This window comes from Candidatus Nomurabacteria bacterium (assembly GCA_023898525.1).
In the GTDB taxonomy this organism is placed as follows: Bacteria; Patescibacteriota; Minisyncoccia; order Phycocordibacterales; family UBA918; genus OLB19.
The window spans coordinates 314,576-333,342 of sequence record CP060227.1 but is presented as its reverse complement, the minus strand read 5'-3'; the positions used below and the strand labels follow the sequence as shown (position 1 = coordinate 333,342).

15 protein-coding genes are annotated in these 18,767 nt (G+C 39.9%); 9 read left to right on the top strand and 6 right to left on the bottom strand.

Annotated features, from left to right (window positions below):
• Window positions 1-17: 17 nt before the first annotated feature.
• Complete coding sequence (locus H6779_01435) at window positions 18-1,088, bottom strand: hypothetical protein (GenBank protein ID USN88092.1); 1,071 nt, start codon at window positions 1,086-1,088, stop codon at window positions 18-20.
• 143 nt (window positions 1,089-1,231) lie between these two features.
• On the opposite strand from H6779_01435, the gene H6779_01430 reads away from it, so the two are divergent.
• From H6779_01430 to H6779_01420, 3 genes are all read left to right on the top strand, one after another.
• Window positions 1,232-1,945 carry a sortase gene (locus H6779_01430; GenBank protein ID USN88091.1) on the top strand — a complete coding sequence of 238 codons (714 nt, stop codon included), beginning with the start codon at window positions 1,232-1,234 and terminating at the stop codon, window positions 1,943-1,945.
• Between the two features lie 219 nt (window positions 1,946-2,164).
• Window positions 2,165-5,035: a DUF11 domain-containing protein gene (locus H6779_01425; GenBank protein USN88090.1), complete on the top strand. Its 2,871-nt coding sequence runs from the start codon at window positions 2,165-2,167 to the stop codon at window positions 5,033-5,035.
• Between the two features lie 90 nt (window positions 5,036-5,125).
• On the top strand, window positions 5,126-5,713 hold the full coding sequence (locus H6779_01420) for a hypothetical protein (GenBank protein ID USN88089.1): 588 nt from the start codon (window positions 5,126-5,128) through the stop codon (window positions 5,711-5,713).
• Between the two features lie 58 nt (window positions 5,714-5,771).
• Here H6779_01420 and H6779_01415 read toward each other — a convergent pair whose 3' ends face one another.
• From H6779_01415 to H6779_01405, 3 genes are all read right to left on the bottom strand, one after another.
• Entirely contained in the window at window positions 5,772-7,529 is a 1,758-nt protein-coding gene (locus H6779_01415; GenBank protein ID USN88088.1) for a threonine--tRNA ligase, read from the bottom strand.
• A gap of 485 nt (window positions 7,530-8,014) precedes the next feature.
• Window positions 8,015-8,521 carry a hypothetical protein gene (locus tag H6779_01410; protein ID USN88087.1) on the bottom strand — a complete coding sequence of 169 codons (507 nt, stop codon included), beginning with the start codon at window positions 8,519-8,521 and terminating at the stop codon, window positions 8,015-8,017.
• Between the two features lie 287 nt (window positions 8,522-8,808).
• Window positions 8,809-9,303: a hypothetical protein gene (locus tag H6779_01405; GenBank protein USN88086.1), complete on the bottom strand. Its 495-nt coding sequence runs from the start codon at window positions 9,301-9,303 to the stop codon at window positions 8,809-8,811.
• Between the two features lie 114 nt (window positions 9,304-9,417).
• Between H6779_01405 and H6779_01400 the strand changes: the two genes are divergently transcribed.
• Window positions 9,418-10,011: a TVP38/TMEM64 family protein gene (locus H6779_01400; protein USN88085.1), complete on the top strand. Its 594-nt coding sequence runs from the start codon at window positions 9,418-9,420 to the stop codon at window positions 10,009-10,011.
• A 64-nt stretch (window positions 10,012-10,075) separates the two neighbouring features.
• Here H6779_01400 and dnaE read toward each other — a convergent pair whose 3' ends face one another.
• Complete coding sequence (gene dnaE / locus H6779_01395; protein USN88084.1) at window positions 10,076-13,309, bottom strand: DNA polymerase III subunit alpha; 3,234 nt, start codon at window positions 13,307-13,309, stop codon at window positions 10,076-10,078.
• 370 nt (window positions 13,310-13,679) lie between these two features.
• On the opposite strand from dnaE, the gene H6779_01390 reads away from it, so the two are divergent.
• Both H6779_01390 and H6779_01385 read left to right on the top strand, forming a co-directional pair.
• Window positions 13,680-14,333 carry a ribonuclease HII gene (locus H6779_01390; GenBank protein USN88083.1) on the top strand — a complete coding sequence of 218 codons (654 nt, stop codon included), beginning with the start codon at window positions 13,680-13,682 and terminating at the stop codon, window positions 14,331-14,333.
• A 67-nt stretch (window positions 14,334-14,400) separates the two neighbouring features.
• A complete protein-coding gene (locus H6779_01385; protein ID USN88082.1) occupies window positions 14,401-14,628 on the top strand; it encodes a hypothetical protein in 228 nt (75 codons plus the stop codon).
• A 192-nt stretch (window positions 14,629-14,820) separates the two neighbouring features.
• Here the strand turns inward: H6779_01385 and H6779_01380 are convergent, their stop codons facing one another.
• Entirely contained in the window at window positions 14,821-15,753 is a 933-nt protein-coding gene (locus H6779_01380; protein USN88081.1) for an IS30 family transposase, read from the bottom strand.
• 877 nt (window positions 15,754-16,630) lie between these two features.
• Between H6779_01380 and rpmF the strand changes: the two genes are divergently transcribed.
• From rpmF to rnc, 3 genes are all read left to right on the top strand, one after another.
• A complete protein-coding gene (gene rpmF, locus H6779_01375) occupies window positions 16,631-16,924 on the top strand; it encodes a 50S ribosomal protein L32 (protein ID USN88080.1) in 294 nt (97 codons plus the stop codon).
• 103 nt (window positions 16,925-17,027) lie between these two features.
• On the top strand, window positions 17,028-17,930 hold the full coding sequence (nusB, locus tag H6779_01370) for a transcription antitermination factor NusB (GenBank protein USN88079.1): 903 nt from the start codon (window positions 17,028-17,030) through the stop codon (window positions 17,928-17,930).
• 39 nt (window positions 17,931-17,969) lie between these two features.
• Window positions 17,970-18,680 (top strand): ribonuclease III, encoded by a 711-nt coding sequence (rnc, locus tag H6779_01365; GenBank protein ID USN88078.1) that lies wholly within the window; start codon window positions 17,970-17,972, stop codon window positions 18,678-18,680.
• Window positions 18,681-18,767: the final 87 nt, after the last annotated feature.

The window sequence follows — 18,767 nt, the reverse complement described above, 5'->3', positions numbered from 1 at the left end:
GCGGTCTTTTTATGTTTCTACTGGGTTACGGTAACTGATTCGTTGAGATAGTTGTTGGTTATATTGGCGTCACTTCTAGTAAAGGTTTGAATTGAGATTGAGTCTTTACCAATTTCATTAACCGCTGGGAAATTAATGGTGATGATAGCCCTTTCATTAGGTTTTAATGGGTCTTGATCGTCTGACTTGTAAGTTACATTGCCAGGTAGTTCCACCTCGAAAACCCAAGTGTTAGAAGTTTTGTTGCCAATATTATGTACGGTGAATTTAATTACACCTGGTATATCCTGTATTATGCTATTGGTTTCTATAAAAGTATCTGTATTATTTTCAACACCAATTTTAAGATCACTTACGACTAAGTCAGTACTCCCGTTTGGATCTGATACAGGTATAGCGTAGGTATATACTGTTTCAGTTGGTATGACAGGCTTTGGTTGCGTAGATACAGTCTCCTTGGTTTCTGTAGGTTCTGTTGTTGTATCGCTAGGTGCCTCTTCAGGCTTGTTCTCATTCTCAGATTGAGTGTCGGTATCGGTAATAGACTCCGTTTCGGCTATGTTGGTGTTTAAAACGGATATACTTTTAGTCTGTGAAGAATCTGGTTCTGAGGAATTGTTCTTGATGTAAGATATTGTGTAGGCTATTTCAGCAAAGCGGGCCTTTTCTGAATCGACTTGCATTTCTAATCGATCGACAAGTCCAAGATCGTAGGAACTGCCACAACTCAGACTCACGAATTCCTTATCGGTCGTTTTAATGTCGATAGCCACACCATCTTTACATTCGTAATTAAAGGTATAAGTACCTGATGTTTTAGTATTTTCCCACCACACCTCTAGGGATTCACCACTGTTCATAATACTGCGGTCAGATGTAGCAGAGATAGTTTGTTTTTTATCTCCTTCTCTGTAATTATAGACATTATCTGCCAGTGAAGCTAATGAGCTGACAGCAGTAGGGAATATTTTTACAATTTGAACTGCAGACCAAGCAAAGAATACTATAATAGCTATCAGCCCAGCTGCCATAATCAGCTTCTGTGCACCTTTTTTGGAGTCATTTGGATTTTCAGTTGTGTTTGTCATATCTTTTTATAATACTATATTTAAACTAGTCTGTCAAGACCAAGGCTTATATTATCAGTAGTATAGACATTTATTAAAAATGTTGCATTGACAAACAAAATAAAATATGTTATATATATTAATGTCATTTAGTAATAATTTATATGGAAAAAACTAGTCAGGATCAGTCAGAAATTATGGATATAATCTTAGAAAAAAAAGTTGCATTTGTAACTACCTTTTTCATAGTATTTTTAATTTCATACGCTGTTCTAGCTTGGTTTGATTTTTTACCAGAACCGATTTCTTCCGATCAGATAAATAAAGATGATTCTGTTGAGGAATCCGGTTTGTCCGGTTTTACTGTAAATGACGCAGGTGTCAGTGAAGTTGATGTCATAGAGGACACTTCAACACCCATAGTTTCAACAATCCAAAATGTGAAGCCTGAAAAAATTATTTTCGACACTCTTGATAAAACCATCCAAGTTGCTAATCCAACTTCAAGATCAGTTCATGATTTAGACAACGCTTTGCTGGACGGAGCAGTTAGACATCCTGACTCGGCTACTTTGGATCAAAATGGTACGGTGTTTATTTTAGGACACTCCAGTTATTTGCCGGTGGTAAACAATAAAAATTTTAAAGCTTTCAACGGCATACAAAACCTCAAGTGGGGAGACGTTGTAAGGCTTCAGTCAGGTCAAGATGAGTACGTGTACAAGGTAAATAAAGTATACAAAGCTTACGCAGCCAACGCTAGTGTCCCAATTGCTGGTGAGACACAAAAACTTGTCTTGGCTACTTGTAACAGTTTTGGCTCGGTAGACGACAGATTTATTATTGAGGCTGAACTTTCTGAGGTGAGAGCTTTATAAAAGCCCTATTGACAAACTTATAAAAATCAACTAGCGTTTGTTTATAAGGAAAAAGATTACTGTTCTAAACTAAGTATTTTCACAAGTAACTGTCTGCTAAACCAGCTCGGGACAGTAATACAACCGTTCTTTTGAGTGGTAATTTGTGGTTTCTGTTACTCTTGCGTACTTAAGGTGTAGGTGAGGGTATAGAACTTATAAATTTATATTATAGAAGATATGAAAAATTTTATTGATATCAAAAAGGTGGCACCAATCGCTTTTGTAATGGTGTTGGTTTTTGCTGTTTTGAACTTCGGTTCATATAATGCCAACAACGAACTTGGTTCTTTGTTGCCAAGTAGTGCTTTGGCTACCAATGGTACCGGCGGGGTGGCTGGTACTTGTGACCTGTCGGCTAGCTCAAATGAGATCTATGCTGGGTCTGATTTAGATATTTCTTGGGCTGTGACCGGTTTTGCTAAGGTTTATCTAAATGGTCAGGAGCTAAATAATCTGTCAGGAACTATTACTATTGATGATCTGCAGAATGATACCACCTACACCTTGTTCGCTGAGTCAGCTGACGGTAATTCTAACTGTACTTCTGAAGTACAGGTAAATTACATGGGTAATCCACCAGCGACTGCTTACTGTGAACTTACCCTTGAAAAGTCTGTTAGTTCAACAAAGGTTAATCCTGGTGATGAGATAACTTACACTATAAATATTAAAAATACCGGAACCACTGATTGTACAGGTGGTGGAGTACGTATTCTTGATGTTGTGGATCAAAACGTTACTTTTATAAGTGAGACACATACAAGTAACCTTGATGCTGGCTATGGGAGCACTCCTCTTTATGTACCAAGCTCACGAAAGTTGTGGTGGAATGGTCACGAACTTAGTCCTGGAGAAGAAGGAACTATAACTTGGACCGGTAAAGTGGTTGATGGTCTAGCTTGTGATACTTATGTGGTAGTAGAAAACACTGCCAAAGCTACGGCTAAAGAATTAAATAACTTCAATGATTGGTCATATAGTAATACTGTTGAGACTACTGTCGGATATGCTTGTGAAGTCCCAGCTCCTAAGTGTGAATTTTTAAACGCGACTCCTGACGCTTTGCTTAAAGGTAATTCAGCTGATTTAAACTGGTCTACTTTAAATGCCAATCGAGTTGTCATTGATAACGGTATTGGTGAAGTATCTGCTACCGGAACTCTTTCTGTGACCCCTCTTGCAACTACTGAATATCTACTCACCGCCTTTGGTGATGATGACAAACGGGATACTTGTTCAGTTACTCTAACAGTTGAGGAACCGCCAGTTCTTGCTCCGGCTTGTACTTTGTCTCCAGCGACGAAAACAATTGCTAGCGGTGAATCAGTTGATCTGATTTGGACCACAACCAATGCAACTTCAGCGGTTTTGACTGACCTTGGTAATGTAGCTTTTGACGGCACAGAGAACACAGGTGCTCTCACAGCTAATAAAACTTATCAATTAGATGTCCTTGGTACTAATGGAGAGACTGTGAGTTGTACTTCTGAAATTACAGTTGAAAGTACACCAATTCCTTTATCTTGTGCTAATAATGTTAACTTATCAATGAGTCCGGCTAGTATTAAAAGAGGGCAAGCGGCAACTCTAGCTTGGAGCACAACCGGTGTTACCAGCTTAAGTTTTGATGGGGGTATTAATTCAACCAGCTTGAGCGGTTCAATCTCTGTGTCTCCAACTTCTGATACTACTTATACTTTAACAGCGACTGATGGTATCGACACAATCTCTTGTCCAATTCCGGTAGTAGTAACTTCTGGTGGCGGAGGCGGAGGCGGTTCATCTTCTCCGACTTGTGAACTTTCTGTGTCTGATGTGAAAATAAAGCACGGTGAGGAGATTGAGTTAGTTTGGAAAAGTAGCCGTGCTACCGAGCTAAAGATTGTTGATGATAGTGGAGAAGTATTGGTTACTACTGAGGATAAGCTTAGTAAAGACAAAATTGGCTTGTTTGATGGTTCTCTAACCCTAAGTCCGACTAAAGATACGACTTACACAATGAACGTAGAACGTGGTTCAAGAGATCGTATTTGTACCGCTAAGGTTGAGGTAGAAGGTGACACTATTGTGGTAAAACAGGTGCGTGATCAACAGCCTTTAATTGCTAGTATTTCATTAGCTGAAGTACCATATACTGGTTTTGAGGCTGGACCAATACTAACCGTACTCTTCTACACACTACTAATGCTTTGGGCTCTATACATTGCTTACCTGATGGTTGTTCGTCCAACCTTGTATGATGATGACAAGTTGGTAACGACAAATAATATTAAGTTAACAAATTCTGGTTCAAATAATATCTCTCCAACCACGGTGGTTGAAAATGTTGGTGCTGACACTTCTAAAACTGATACAGCGGTAGTTGAGTCCGCAGTTCCGGCGAACCTACCAATTGCACCCGTTATTGGATATGCTAATTTAGAAGACAATGTTTCATCTGCTGAAACTTCTGCTCATATGATTGATGATGAGGAAGTTACACGAATTGAAAATTATGCCCACACAGAGCACGTGCTCTTATCAAGTGATGCGATTCGTCATTTTGTTGGTAAGGTGGATGAGGTTGATGAGCGACTAAATATACTTAGTCAAATTATCAAGGCGGCTAAATCACAGATTCCGGCAGAGGAAGGATGGATTGTGATAAACGAAAAAAGAATGATTGATTTATGTAAAGACAGTGGATTGTTTCAGGTAGCCGAAAAAGCGACTCAGTTTATTCCAACCGTTATGCCAGAAGGATCTGGTTCACTAGCTGAGGCAATAGTAACCGGTAACGTAGTTGCTGCTTACGAAATGATTGGTCACCGACCAATGTTTGCTCTAGCTGATGCGGCGGCTGACCTGGATTCTGTTTATCGAACTCGAAAAGGAAATAAGGAAGTGGTTTCTGATATGTTGCTTAAAGAAACTGAAAGTCTGTCAGATGAACAATTACTTGATATGATCAAAGCTTTGACGGGCGCACTTGATGGTACTTATACCGATGAGGCTTCAGCGGTAAAGGTGGCAATCATGAAAGCTGTTAAGGTGGTAACCCACGCTTAATTAAATAATAAATAAAAACAAAAACCGCACGCCCTTGGCGCGCGGTTTTTGTCATACTTAATTTTGAAAATTCAGTGTTATTATTTAATTATGTTTGAGAACGTAGATATAAAATTAGCAGCTTCAGTTGTAGCTTCTATACTAGTGATCATAGGATTTGCACCTTATATTAAAGATATTCTACAAAAGAATACTCAACCCCATTTGTATACTTGGCTTATTGTAATAATCACACAAGCAACAGCCTTAGTAGCGTTAATAAACGGAGGAGGAGGTGTTTTTGGAAGTACGGTACTAATTATAGGTACAAGTTTAATGGCACTAATTCTTATATTGTCTCTAAAATACGGTACCAAGAATATAACAAAGAGTGACACAATAATTCTCTTTTTTGCTTTATTGGCAATTATCTTTTGGTGGCAGTTAGACAACCCGTCACTTGCAGTGCTAACAGTTTCTTTTATTGAGGCATTGAGTTATGTCCCAACTTTTAGAAAATCATACACAGAACCTTATAGTGAAACTGCTTCATTTTGGTTAATTATGGCAATAGCTGCAATACTCGTTATCATTTCATTAACTGAGTATAATCTACTTACAGTCACCTATGTACTAGTACAAACTGTAGGGAATACCAGTTTATATATTATGCTTTTATGGAGAAGGAAATATATGTAGGTAAGTAATAAAGTAAAAAACCGCACGCCCTTGGCGCGCGGTTTTTGTTTTATATTTTTTAATAATCAGGCATGTCAGCCTCTGTCAAAAGGTGATTGGCCAGCTTACTTAAATCAACTTGTACTGATTCTCCTTCGCGCGATTCTAAGGTGACGTTTTTAGCGGCTACTTCCTTGTCGCCAATGACAGCGAAGTAAGGAAGTTTTTCTTTCTTGGCATTTCTGATTTTCTTGCCCATGGATTCGTTACTGTCGTCGAGGGTAACACGTAGACCGACGGCTTTAAGTTCAGTGTAGACTTTATTGGCATATTCAAGATGTACCTCATTAACTGGAATAATACGTAGTTGTTCCGGAGATAGCCAAAGCGGGAAAGCACCGGCAAAGTGTTCGATCATGATGGCCATGAAGCGTTCTAGTGAGCCGGCGATAGCGCGGTGAATCATAACCGGAGTTTTCTTGGAACCATCTTTGTCAGTATAAGTAAGTCCGAAGCGTTCCGGCATGATGAAGTCGAGTTGGGCGGTAGCTAACTGACGCTCGCGACCAATCGCATCAAAGAACATGAAGTCTAACTTTGGTCCATAAAAAGCCGCTTCTCCTTCAATACGTTTGTATGGTAAGTCCAGCTTTTTAGCTACTTCTTCCAAAGTGTTTTCGGCTTTGTTCCAGATTTCTTGACTACCTAAGTATTTGTCTAGGTTTTTTGAATCACGAACCGAAAGGGAGACCCAAAAATTTCCGTCTTTATACATACCAAGAGCTTGGTAAAATTCTTTAATTACGCCAACAATATTTTCCACCTCTTGTTCAATTTGATCAACGGTACAGAAAACATGACCATCGTCTTGGGTAATGCTGCGTACTCGAGATAGTCCAAGTAGTTCACCTTGTTGTTCGTCGCGATAGACCATAGTGGTTTCGGCGTAACGAATTGGTAGCTCTTTATATGAACGTGGGCGACTATCAAAGATTTGGGTATGGTGCGGACAGTTCATTGGTTTTAAAACAAACTCAGCGTCTGATTGGCCTTTAACTTTAAACAGTTCATCGCCAAACTTATCCCAGTGACCGGAAGTCTTGTATAAGTCACTTTTAGTAATATGAGGAATAGTTACTTTTTCATAACCGTAGCGAGCTTGTATTTTCATAATCCTATCTACAATTAGGTCACGCATCAAAGTACCCTTAGGGGTGAAAAGGGGTAGACCAGGACCAACTAGATCAGAGAAGGTAAAGAGATCAAGTTCTTTACCAAGCTTGCGGTGATCGCGCGCTTTAGCCTCTTCTTGTAGTTTTTCATAGGCTTCTAATTCTTCCTTGGTATCAAAAGCCACACCATAGATACGGGTAAGCATCGGGTTTTTCTCGTCACCTCGCCAGTAGGCGCCAGCAATTTTGTCTAATTTAAAAGCGTCAGTGTTGATTTCTTCCTTAGGATTTTTGCTGTGACCACCACGACAAAGATCAGTAAAACCACCGCAAGTATAGAGAGTAATTTTTTCTCCACGACCTTCAATTTCGTCTATTAACTCTAGTTTAAATTGATTACCGGCAAAGACTTCACGGGCTTTGTCAGGACCAACTTCTTCGTGGGTAAATTCAGTCCACTTGTTTAGAAGTTTTTTCATGTCTTTTTGTAATCCCTTAAGGTCATTGTCACCGGGAGCGTTACCATCCGAAAAATCGATGTCGTAGTAGAAACCGGTATCGATGGCAGGACCTAAAGTAAGCTTAGCGTGTGGGTATTTTTCGAGTACTGCCGCCGCCAAAAGATGAGCGAGAGTGTGTCGTTTGTATTCGAGTTTTTGTTCCATAGAGAAAATTTTATTTAGTAATAATGTTAGATGTTTTATCTTTAATGTGTTCGTTGATGGTTCGAGTTTGTTCTTCCAGCGATTTGCTTTAGGAATAAGCAAATTGGGAAGTAAATTCACAATAGTCGCTACGCTCATTTGTTCATTTAAAAAATCGCCCAAGTGAATACACGAAAAAATTTCATATATTCACTCGGACGATTTTATAAACCGCGGTTCCACCGAGCTTCCGGGCGGGGAAAATTTTTAAGCTTAAAAATTTTCCCCGCCCAACACTCCAATTTCAGATTAGGTACAAAATCTTTGTACAGATAAATTTTAAATCAAATTCATCTCGATGGTTGGTAGCCACCACAATCTCTGGTTTGTATATATCCTAACGCTAGGAAATAAATTGTCAAATAAATTTGCGTACAAAATATATAGTATTTTGGATTATGTAAGTAAAAAATAAAGCCTCACATTTGTTTTGTGAGGCTGATTTGTTACCTAATCCATTCAAGTCCTTCAATCCAGGTTTTAGATAGAGCTCCTATCAAATCCCTAAAGTCTGTTGCGGTCATTTTCTCAAGGTTTATTTTCTTGTGTTTAATATACTTAAACAAGTTCTTGCCATGAGAAGAATATCCACGTGAATAGACTGAAACCTTGTAATTAATCCAACTCTCTGTAAAATGTCTGACAAGTTGCTCTTGGCAACATAATTTTACTTCATTAAGTTCATTGGGATAATAATTTATGTTACTAGTATGCCATAATAATACAGCGCCTTCTTCAACGGTTTTTTTAAGACTGCTTGTTATAGGGTAGTCATAATAGGCAATCCGCCTTGGTATTATAACTAAATCCCCTTCGTTAAGGTTAAGAGACTCTTCTATGCTGAGTTCTTGTTTAATGACTTCTTCATAAGTTTTGGAGCTGCGCTTAAATTTATCGATGTGGTATTTTTTACAGGATACATTTTCATGATCTGTAACTAATATCATTTTCATTTTTATCTCCAATTTTGTTTAAGAATATTGGTAGTCTCTTCAACTAAAAAACTTAGTTCGACTCTATTTGAAGAGTAACACATTTTTAAGAAAAAGCAACTTTAACTTGGGCAGAGGTAGGTATCACCATTTTTTATAAAACAAAATAATTAGCGAATTTATTTTTTGACTTAAGTGCTAAAGTACTGTCTTTGTATACAACTATCTTATGCTTGTGTTTGGTAGCTGCCACAATCTCTGTCTATGTATATATTCTAATGCTAACGCTAGGAAATAAAATGTCAAATTTAGTATTTTACTTTTTTCCAAATTTTATGTTCTGGACTTATAAACAAAGTTGCTTCAAGAGCTTTCTCTCCATTGAATTCGGTTTCGTTTACACATAACTCATTCAGTGAAATAAGGTGTTTTTTAAATTTTTCAACATCCATTGTAAGTTGATTACCGTCTGGGTTTCCTGTGTATTTATAAATTCCAGATTTGGTCGAAATCTTATCTATATCATCAATTAGTCTATTAGAACAATAAGTTGTTTTATTTCGAAGTAACCATCCTTCGTTCTTGTGATATAAATCAGATATAACATTTTTTTCGTGTCTTCCTAGTCTTTCGTCTGGTTCAATAATTTCATGTAAAATTTTATATTCAGTTCCAAGTCTTTCGGTTATTGAGTTAACCTCAACGTATTTATTGTGATTATTATTTTCAAATAAATAGGCAAGTAACAGTCCTGCTACTGTAAGTATTAACAATGTCCAAATAAGTATCTTTTTTCTAACCATAAAATATATTATATAGAAAAATAAATATATTTACATAATAAAATTTTATTTGCCTAAAAGTACAAATTATCTTATAAAGTATGTAGATTGATTAACTAAAAAGGTTCTTAAAAAATGATTGAAAATGAAAGAAGAAAGGATCTGTTCGTGAGTCTTGTCATTATACCAATAATTTTTATTATCGTTTCGGTATTAGCAAATAAGTATCGGATGGATATAATTACGCACTTGGATTACGGTTTTATCAGCATGATTATCTATGTGTTGATTGGTATAATTTCCATACTAATAATACCGATACCAGCGATAACTTTTGTTCCAATTGGAGTGGTTATCTGGGGTAGTTTTACGACGGTCCTGTTAAGTATTTTTTCTTGGACGGTTGGTGCTGTTATTACTTTTTTGATAGCTCAAAAATATTACGGAAATCTTTTTCTTAAAAGGATATATCCTTTTAGAAAGTTGGAAGAATATGAAAAAAGATATGGAGAAAAGACATTTTTCACTATTGTTTTGGTTTTGAGAATGTTCATCCCGGTTGGAATATTGAGTTATGCGTTAGGAACTTTTTCTAACATGAGGTTAAAGCTATATATTACTGCTACTGCTGTAGGTATGTTACCAGCTTCGATTGTGGTATCTTATGTGCCTGAGATTATTACTCAATTACATGTAGTGGTAATAGATTTTTTAATATCTATATACTGATACTGATATTTTTTGAAATAAAAACACACGCGGAACTTTGTCTAGTCTCCGCGTGTTTTATTGTTTATTCTGAAGTAGTTTGTTCTTTAGGTTTTCCCGAAAGCAGCTTCGCCTTATCAACCGCAATACTTGGTTCATCGTTACGAATCGTGAGTTTACCTTTAATAGCGATACAGCTACCGGCAATTAAAATTTCTTTAAGGTCGGTGTAGGTTTTGGGGAAGACAACCATTTCGATTTGGTCGGTTTGATTCTCAAGAGTAACAAAGGCCATGCGATCGCCTTTTTTGGTTAGGAGTTCTTTGACGCTACTTACCATCCCGGCAGTTACAACTGTTACACCATTCCTACCTTCTTCCTTTATCTGTTTAATTGACGGGCGTTTATCTAGTTCGGCTTGGTGTTCGGCTAGCGGGTGGCCAGATACATATACGCCTAGTAGTTCTTTCTCCCAGTTAAGCTTTTGTATGGTTGGAGCTTCTTCCGCGGGAGCCAGAGTGAGAGTGCTGCTACTGCTGTCACTCATGAGGTTAAAGAGCGATTCTTGAGCCGATTCTTTTTCGGCCACTCGTTCTTTGTTGAAGGTGAGCATCATTTCGATATTGGCATTCATTTGTCCACGTTCGCCAAACTTATCTAAAGCTCCGGTCATGATGAGAGCTTCAAGAGACTTTTTGTTGAGGTTGCGGTCATGGATGCGTGACAGAAAATCACTAAGTGAAGTGAAGAGTCCGTTATCTTTTCTTTCTTTAATAATGGCGTCGGCAATACCTTCACCAAAGTTTTTGATGGTAGTTAATCCAAAGCGAATAGTTTGCTTGCCGGATACTACGGTGAAGTCTGAGAAAGATTCATTGATATCTGGTGGTAGTACTTCGATACCCATGCGTTCACACTCCCGAATAATTTCTGAGATTTTTTCGGTGTCGCCAGAATCGGCGGTGAGAACTGCGGACATATACTCCACTGGGAAGTTGGCTTTCATGTAAGCAGTCTGGTAAGCAACGCGTCCGTAGCTCGCTGCGTGAGCTTTGTTGAATCCGTAAGCAGCAAAAGGTTCAATTAGAGCCCAGAGCTTGTCTGCGATTTTGCTGGATAATTTGCCGTGTTCAACAAAACCGCTTAGTAGCTTATCTTTCTCCGCGGCCATTACTTCGGGAATTTTCTTTCCCATCGCTTTTCGAAGCATATCGGCTTCAAGCCAGCTATAGCCAGCTAGTTCACGGGCAATCGCCATCACGTCGTCCTGGTAGGTGATGACTCCGTAAGACAGGTCGAGAATTGGTTCAAGGCGAGGGTCGAGATAGGTTACTAGTCCAGGGTTGTGTTTGCGTTCAATATACTGAGGAATAGACTCCATCGGACCAGGACGATAAAGGGCCACCATCGCATTGATGTCGTGAATAGTAGTTGGCTTTAGTTGCTTAAGAAAAGCCGTCATGCCAGAACCATTGAGCTGGAAAAGACCCATCGTCTCGCCCTTGGCTAAGATTTCAAAAGTCTTTGGGTCATCTAGAGGAATGTTTTCTATATCGACATCCACACCCCTAATGGCTTTGGTGCGCTTCACCGCGTCCGCCAAAATGGCTAGGTTTTTGATACCAAGGAAGTCAAACTTCAAAAGTCCTACACCATCTTCACCAACGCTTTTCATTTCGTATTGAGTGATATATTTTCCAGATTTGGGGTCGGGTTGGATAGGAACAAAGCGATCAAGTGGCTCGGGAGCAATCACGACGCCAGCGGCGTGTACACCAAGGTGACGGACTCGACCTTCGATCTGTTTGGCTAAGTCCAAGACTTCACGAGCTTCGCTATCTTTTTTATACAAATCTGCCAAGTCTGGTTCGATTTCTAGAGCCTTCTTGATAGTCATTGGAAAACCTTGGCTACCCATTGGTATCAGCTTGGCAATCTTGTCTCCGGTAGCATAAGGGTGACCAAGGGCACGAGCTACGTCTCGTACTGCCGCGCGAGCGGCCATGGTTCCGAAGGTACCGATTTGCGCTACTTTATCGGCACCATATTTTTCCTTAGAATATTCAATAATCTCATCGCGACGATTATCAGCGTAATCCATATCGATATCAGGTGCCGAAGGTCTTTGTGGGTTTAGGAAACGTTCAAAAGGGAGTTTGTATTCAAGAGGATCTACGTTTGTAATACCAAGTACGTAAGTAGTGAGTGAGCCCGCCACCGAACCTCGAATGGTGGTCAGGATACCACGCTCACGCGCTTCGCGAAGCAGGTCTCCCACGGCCAAAAAGTAGGTGGCGTAACCTTTGGTTTTGATAACGTCCAGTTCATAATCAAGACGTTCTCTCACCACTTTGTCATCAAGTGACATACCGCGCCAGGCAACACCTTTGTATGACATGTCTTTGAGTTCGTCGTCGGGAGTCTTACCACTTTCAATAATGTAGTTAGGGAAGTACCAGTGAGTACCAATTTCTATTTCAATATGACACTGGTTGGCAATCTTTACGGTGTTCTCGATAGCATCCGGAGTGTCTTTGAAAAGTTCTTTGGCATCAGCTTGGGTAATGAAAGAAAAGTTCTCGTCACTATCATCGGCGGTGGTATCAACTACGCCGCCGCTTTGAATCTTAACCATCGTTTCGCGAGCGAGACGGTCTTCTGGTTTTAGATAATAGACATCGTGAGCGGCTACCAGCTTAGTATTAGTCTTTCTAGCTAGTTCGATAATTTTTTGCTGATTAGCTTCGTGGTCTAGGATTTCCGGATGGTGGGTGATTTCAAGGTAGCAGTCGTCGCCAAATAGGTTTTTATAAAAATCCAATCTTTGTCCGGCTAGCTCATCGTCACCGTCTTTGAGAGCTTGGGCTACTTCTCCGGCAAAAGAGGGGATGATGCAGATTAAGTCTTCGTGTCCTTCGGTTAGAAGTTCTTCATCCAGGCGGGGTTTGTAGTAGAAACCTTCGGTGTTAGAGAGGGTGACCATTTTGATCATATTTTGATAGCCAGAGAAAGTTTTAGCTAGTAGGACTAGGCGGGAGCGGGGTTTGTCGATCCGAGGTTCTTTGTCGTGACGGGTGCGGGGCGCCAAATAGGCATCTAGTCCGAGAATGGGTTTGATCCCTTCTTTGGTACAAGCTTTATAAAAATCAATGATCCCGTACATGGCGCCAGCGTCAGTGATAGCAAGGGCGTCTTGTCCGTCGGCTTTGGCGGCTTTAGCTAATTCACTTGGGGTAGGGAGGGCGTTTAGGAGGGAATAGTGCGAATGGACGTGGAGATGGATGAAGTCAGAGGATGAGGTTGATGGTATGTCAGACATAGTGCGGACAGTATAGCATTTTGTGTGTAGAGGTAAAAAATAAAAAAAAGAACACCGCTTGGGGGCGGTGTCTGGGAGGGTTTTTATTTTGTTTTAGCTCAAAAAATATAAAATGATGCCGTCAGACCCAGAGGGAATGACGGCATAGTTCATGTTTTGTTATTCACGTAATTCTGTTAAAAATTGATTTAATGTAACTCAAGCATATAGAAACTTTTAAAGTTCCCCACTACTAAGAGTGCATCCTTGCAAACTTAAGTTAATTAAAACTCCTAAAAACAGGTGGGGTAACCCCCTAAGACAAAACGAACTATTTGGAGTATACTCCATAAGATAGTATTGTCAAGCGATTTCATAAAGATACATTTAGATGGGTAAAAAGAATATAAAATGGTTAATTGGTATTGACGAAGTGGGACGTGGGCCGTTGGCGGGACCAGTGGGTGTTGGGATAGTAATGGTACCGGCTGACTTTGATTGGAGCGTGCTTCCTGGAGTGAATGATAGTAAGCGGTTGAAGCCGGAAAATCGCGAAGCGATTTTCCGGCAAGCTCAGCAGTTGAAAAAAGCTGGTCAACTAAGTTTTGCTGTATCCTTAGTCAACTCATCAGTAATAGACAAAATAGGTATCGTTCCAGCTATTAGACTGGCTATGAAACGCGGACTTAAAAAAGTCACTACAATTTCCCCGAGGGTTCCCCTCGGGACAATTGAGGTGAAGCTGGATGGGGGACTGAAAGCGCCAGCTGAGTTTGTAAATCAAGAGATGATAGTGAAAGGAGACGGTAAAGAAAAAGTGATTGGACTAGCTTCGATTGTGGCCAAGGTAACTAGAGATAGATATATGGAAAGGTTGGCAAAAAAGTCAGAATTTGTCATCTATGACTTTGCTAAACATAAGGGGTATGGTACCAAGGCCCACCGGCAGGCAGTATCTGAGAATGGTTTAAGTAGCCAGCATCGGGTGAGTTTTTGTCGGAGCATAGAACAGATGTCTAACGGAATAATTGACATTATAAAGTAAATATTGTATTTTATTTTATATAAAACTTGGCAAGTGTTCTTAAATATACAAACAAAAGGGGTGGGTAATGAACATTAACAGAAAGGTTTTAAATAAAAGGATTGAACCATATATACTGATGAGTGTTGGAATTGCTCCAGTACTTATAGGATCTGTTTTTTTAGCATTTATCGCTATTGGTCTCATATTGAGTTTGTTTGCGAGTTTGTTTTTTGCAGTTTTGGCTCTAGCTGAATATATTGGCTGGACGTTGGTTATATTACTTTTAATACTTGTGTGGCTAAGGGTCTATTAAGTACACACATTAAAGGCACGTGTTTCTTATATAAATTTCTTATATAAATACGTGCCTTGTTTATTTTAATCATTAACAATAAAGCAGTCGTGTATTATACAGATATACAAAATAAGGCTTAAAATAACGATTTTACATAAAAATAAGCCAAATTTGAGCCAACTTGAATCACCACCCTAATTGCACAGACCATCACTTCCAAAATATCTGATGTGGAGACTTGAAATTATGTCTCTTTCTAGGACGATGATTTATACGACGAACCGCTTCAGAAAGTTCTTGTGGAGTAATGGTGTTGAAATCCAAGTCTTTCGGAAAATATTGTCGAAGTAGCCCGTTAGTATTTTCATTGGTACCACGCTCCCAAGAGTGGTATGGATAAGCAAAGTACACAGTCATACTCGTTTGTTTCTCAAACCGTTCCCAGTCACTGAACTCGGTACCGTTATCAAAGGTAGCGGTCTTTCGTTTGTTTTTGGGTATACGCCTGAATTTTTCCACCGCCAGTTTAGTGAGTAAAGTAGCATTTAATTTTGGCAGAAGATACGCAATTAGATACCCGCTTCTGCGATCAACGAAGGTGACAATACGTACTCGTTTGTCTCTTCCCAGCATAGTATCTCCCTCCCAATCTCCCAAACGGGAGCGACGTTCAATAATGGGCGGTCGTTCATCAATACGACGTTTCTTGGCTCTTTCACGAACTTTTTCACGTATTTTGGTGCCTCGTTTGCGCCGATACTTGCCTTTCTGAGAACGAAGAAATTGTTTAAGGTGTGGAGCTCGTTCGTTAATGTATCGGTAGATAGTGCTCGCAGAGATGTCATCACGTACTCCGACTATCTGTTCCGGTGAGTAGTGTTGTTTTAATAATCGTTTCACTTCTCGTAATAATACTCCTTTGAGTATTCTAGTACCTTCCATAGCAATGATACGTGCCTGTTTTTTCTTTCTGCGAACCTCGCGAGCATCGTATCTATCCCGACCACCATACGCTTTAATATGTCTATTAACCGCACTTGGATCTTTGTTGATAATGTGCGCAATCTCCACTCCTGAGTATCCCGCTTTGAGCATACGTGAAATAACCGGCCAGTCTTCCGGTCCTATTTGTTTGTGTGACATACAAAAGCAGTATGTATGTCATCTTGACCTGTGCAATTAGGGTGCAAAGGATTGTGCAATTAGGGTGAGAATTCAGGCAAAAAGGCTTGACAAATGTTTTAAATCTGCTATGATATTGAAACATTGATTAAAGATTATACATCAATGCGTTCGTTGAAAACAGGGGTTCCGGGGAAGACGAGGTTTGATGTTTGATATTCTCGTACCGCGAACTTGTAATGCTCAAGTGGCAATGCCTAACCTGCCCAGTGTAATATAGACGTGAGTGTCGTTACATAGTTAATGGGACATGAGTTAATAGTATAATTCATGAATACTGACAATTAAAAATACACACAGTGTATTAATTCTTAACATTAAGTGTAGTTTTCTTTAAAAAGCTAAAAAGACTGCATTTATAGGAAGGATTGTTTGTATATATTAGTGACATTGTTATACAGTGATTGGTGGCCTAGAGAAAGTGCCATTCAGATTCACGAAGAAGACCGTGATCCTTTACACCTGTTGGTTTCAAGTAAGTATAGAAGCTCTTAAATGATAACGTGTAGCTTGTTTGATGGCTACCAAAGTAATGGTCATTTTTGTGTGCTCCTGACACTGTCGGTTGCAGTGTTGGTTAGAGATACTGGTTATCTCGCATTACTTACTAACGTTAAGGTGCTGATGGTTGATTCGCCGAAAGGCTTGAGTCATTAGCCATCAGCACCTGGGAAGACAGCACAGATTTGGTTATCTGTGCTTTTTTGATACTTAATATTTAAATAGAGGGGAAATTTGGCTCCGCCAAATTTCCCCTCTATTCTAATTTTAATGATTTGATGATTAAGCAAGGAAGAGACATTGCTTTTTTACCAGAATTTGCTATAGTTTCGCCACTATGGTAATTCGAATGCGACATACGCGGTCACACACCGCCAACCGCCGTTCACATCACGCTCTTAAGGCGCCTAATTTGGCTACCTGCAAGAACTGCGGTGATATGCACCGGCCACACCACATGTGTCTTAGTTGTGGTTTTTATAAGGACCGCGTGGTACTTGATTTAGCAGCTAAAAAGAAAGACCGAGACGCTCGAGTAAAAGCCAAGCGTGAAGCGCGTCGCGGTGAAGAAGTGACTGAGTCAGAAACTCCAGCTGAAACTGCTCCAGAATTAGCACCAGCTTCAAAATAAACTTTAAGCCCCTAAAGGGGCTTTTGTGGATTTAGGTAATCTTGAATTTGGGCTCGTGCTATACTGAGCTCAGTAGTAATATAGTTATTTTAGTACATTTTTTATGGCAAACAGACATCTTTCACGTAGTATAGTTCTGCAATCACTCTTTGAGTGGGATTTAAATAGTATTGATAAAAAAGAAGTGGTTGAGGTTTTAGATAGGAATATAGAAGAATTTGCTCCCAATAAGACCGACCGACCGTTCATGGAGAAGCTTTTGAACGGTGTTTTGAGTAAGCAGTCAGAGCTTGATTTGGTGATCACCAAGGCTGCGCCCGAGTGGCCGATTGAACGTATTTCACCGGTTGATCGCAATATTTTAAGACTCGGCCTTTATGAGCTTTTGTTTGCTGAGCGGTCAGAGGTGCCAGCTAAGGTGGCTATCAATGAAGCGATTGAGCTGGCAAAGCAATTTGGTGGTGATAATAGCAGCCGGTTTGTAAACGGGGTGTTGGGTGCGGTCTATAAAGAAATGGGAGAACCTGGTAAAGATGAGGTAAGTAAAAAACGTAAAAAGGATGTGCCGTTTGACCAAATGCCGATTGAACGTTTGTCAGGAGCAGTGGTTTATGCTGAAGAAAATGGTGAAATATATCTGGCTTTAGTCCATGATATTTTCGGCCACTGGACTTTGTCTAAAAGCAAGGTTAAGGAAGAGGAGACTGTTGAGCAAGGTGCGACCAGGGCTATTCTGGAAGAGATTGGCTTGCCGGTAGAGGTGGAAGTGGAGCTGGGCAATAATGAGTATATAGCGTCACAGCCAGAGCGCGGCAAGGTTCGAAAACAGGCTCATTATTTCCTTGCCAAGTCCCCGTACCAAGATGTCGTTTTGGCGAAAAAGGGTGGCTTAGATGACGCTCGTTGGTTTCGAGTGGCCGACATTCTTGAGCTTAACTTTTATGAAGATATTTTGCCAATAGTTACTAAGGCAATCACAATGCTGGTTGGCAGACGCGGTAAATAATGCTAATCTCCCGATATACTTATTTTAGGGAATAGATTTATGGAAGAAAGAAATATTGATAGCGATTTAGAAGCTTTACAAGCGATTCTAGGTGTTACTTTTAAAGATATGAACTTGTTGTTGTCAGCGGTAACCCATCGTTCATATTTAAATGAACATCGTGAGGCGACTTGGGATCATAATGAGCGTCTGGAGTTTTTGGGTGATGCAGTTTTGGAATTGGTGGTTACAGACCACTTATTTTCCAAGTATCCAGATAAGCCAGAAGGGGAACTTACGGCTGTGCGTGCAGCTTTGGTCAATACTGTGTCCTTATCATCTGCTTCGGAGCAATTGGGTGTAAATCAATATCTTTTGATGTCTAAAGGTGAGGCCAAGGATGAGGGGCGAGCTAGGCAATATATTTTAGCTAACGTCTTTGAAGCTTGTATTGGTGCTATATATTTGGATCAGGGATATGAGGCGGCTCGCGATTTTATTGCCGGGCGACTATTTAAAAACACTGAAGAGATTGTTCAGAAACGATTGTGGCAAGATGCCAAGAGTCGTTTTCAGGAATTGGCGCAGGAGAGGGCTTCGATTACACCGACTTACGAAACTTTATCTCAAGATGGGCCAGACCACGATCGAGTCTTTACCGTTGGCGTCTTCTTGCGGCATGAAAAAGTAGCGGAAGGTAAAGGACGGTCTAAGCAGGAAGCTGAGCAACAAGCCGCTGAACAGGCGATTGCGACTAAGGGTTGGGGTTAGTTTGTAAAATGTGATTAGTTAGACAAAAGCCCCGTGCCGTAGGCGCGGGGCTTTTGTCTAACTAATCACATTATTTATCCGTACAAA

Bases quoted from the DNA above. Each gene is read 5' to 3' on its own strand.
- H6779_01435 (USN88092.1), bottom strand. From the start codon at position 1,088: ATGACAAACACAACTGAAAATCCAAATGACTCCAAAAAAGGTGCACAG.
- H6779_01430 (USN88091.1), top strand. From the start codon at position 1,232: ATGGAAAAAACTAGTCAGGATCAGTCAGAAATTATGGATATAATCTTA.
- H6779_01425 (USN88090.1), top strand. From the start codon at position 2,165: ATGAAAAATTTTATTGATATCAAAAAGGTGGCACCAATCGCTTTTGTA.
- H6779_01420 (USN88089.1), top strand. From the start codon at position 5,126: ATGTTTGAGAACGTAGATATAAAATTAGCAGCTTCAGTTGTAGCTTCT.
- H6779_01415 (USN88088.1), bottom strand. From the start codon at position 7,529: ATGGAACAAAAACTCGAATACAAACGACACACTCTCGCTCATCTTTTG.
- H6779_01410 (USN88087.1), bottom strand. From the start codon at position 8,521: ATGAAAATGATATTAGTTACAGATCATGAAAATGTATCCTGTAAAAAA.
- H6779_01405 (USN88086.1), bottom strand. From the start codon at position 9,303: ATGGTTAGAAAAAAGATACTTATTTGGACATTGTTAATACTTACAGTA.
- H6779_01400 (USN88085.1), top strand. From the start codon at position 9,418: ATGATTGAAAATGAAAGAAGAAAGGATCTGTTCGTGAGTCTTGTCATT.
- dnaE (USN88084.1), bottom strand. From the start codon at position 13,309: ATGTCTGACATACCATCAACCTCATCCTCTGACTTCATCCATCTCCAC.
- H6779_01390 (USN88083.1), top strand. From the start codon at position 13,680: ATGGGTAAAAAGAATATAAAATGGTTAATTGGTATTGACGAAGTGGGA.
- H6779_01385 (USN88082.1), top strand. From the start codon at position 14,401: ATGAACATTAACAGAAAGGTTTTAAATAAAAGGATTGAACCATATATA.
- H6779_01380 (USN88081.1), bottom strand. From the start codon at position 15,753: ATGTCACACAAACAAATAGGACCGGAAGACTGGCCGGTTATTTCACGT.
- rpmF (USN88080.1), top strand. From the start codon at position 16,631: ATGGTAATTCGAATGCGACATACGCGGTCACACACCGCCAACCGCCGT.
- nusB (USN88079.1), top strand. From the start codon at position 17,028: ATGGCAAACAGACATCTTTCACGTAGTATAGTTCTGCAATCACTCTTT.
- rnc (USN88078.1), top strand. From the start codon at position 17,970: ATGGAAGAAAGAAATATTGATAGCGATTTAGAAGCTTTACAAGCGATT.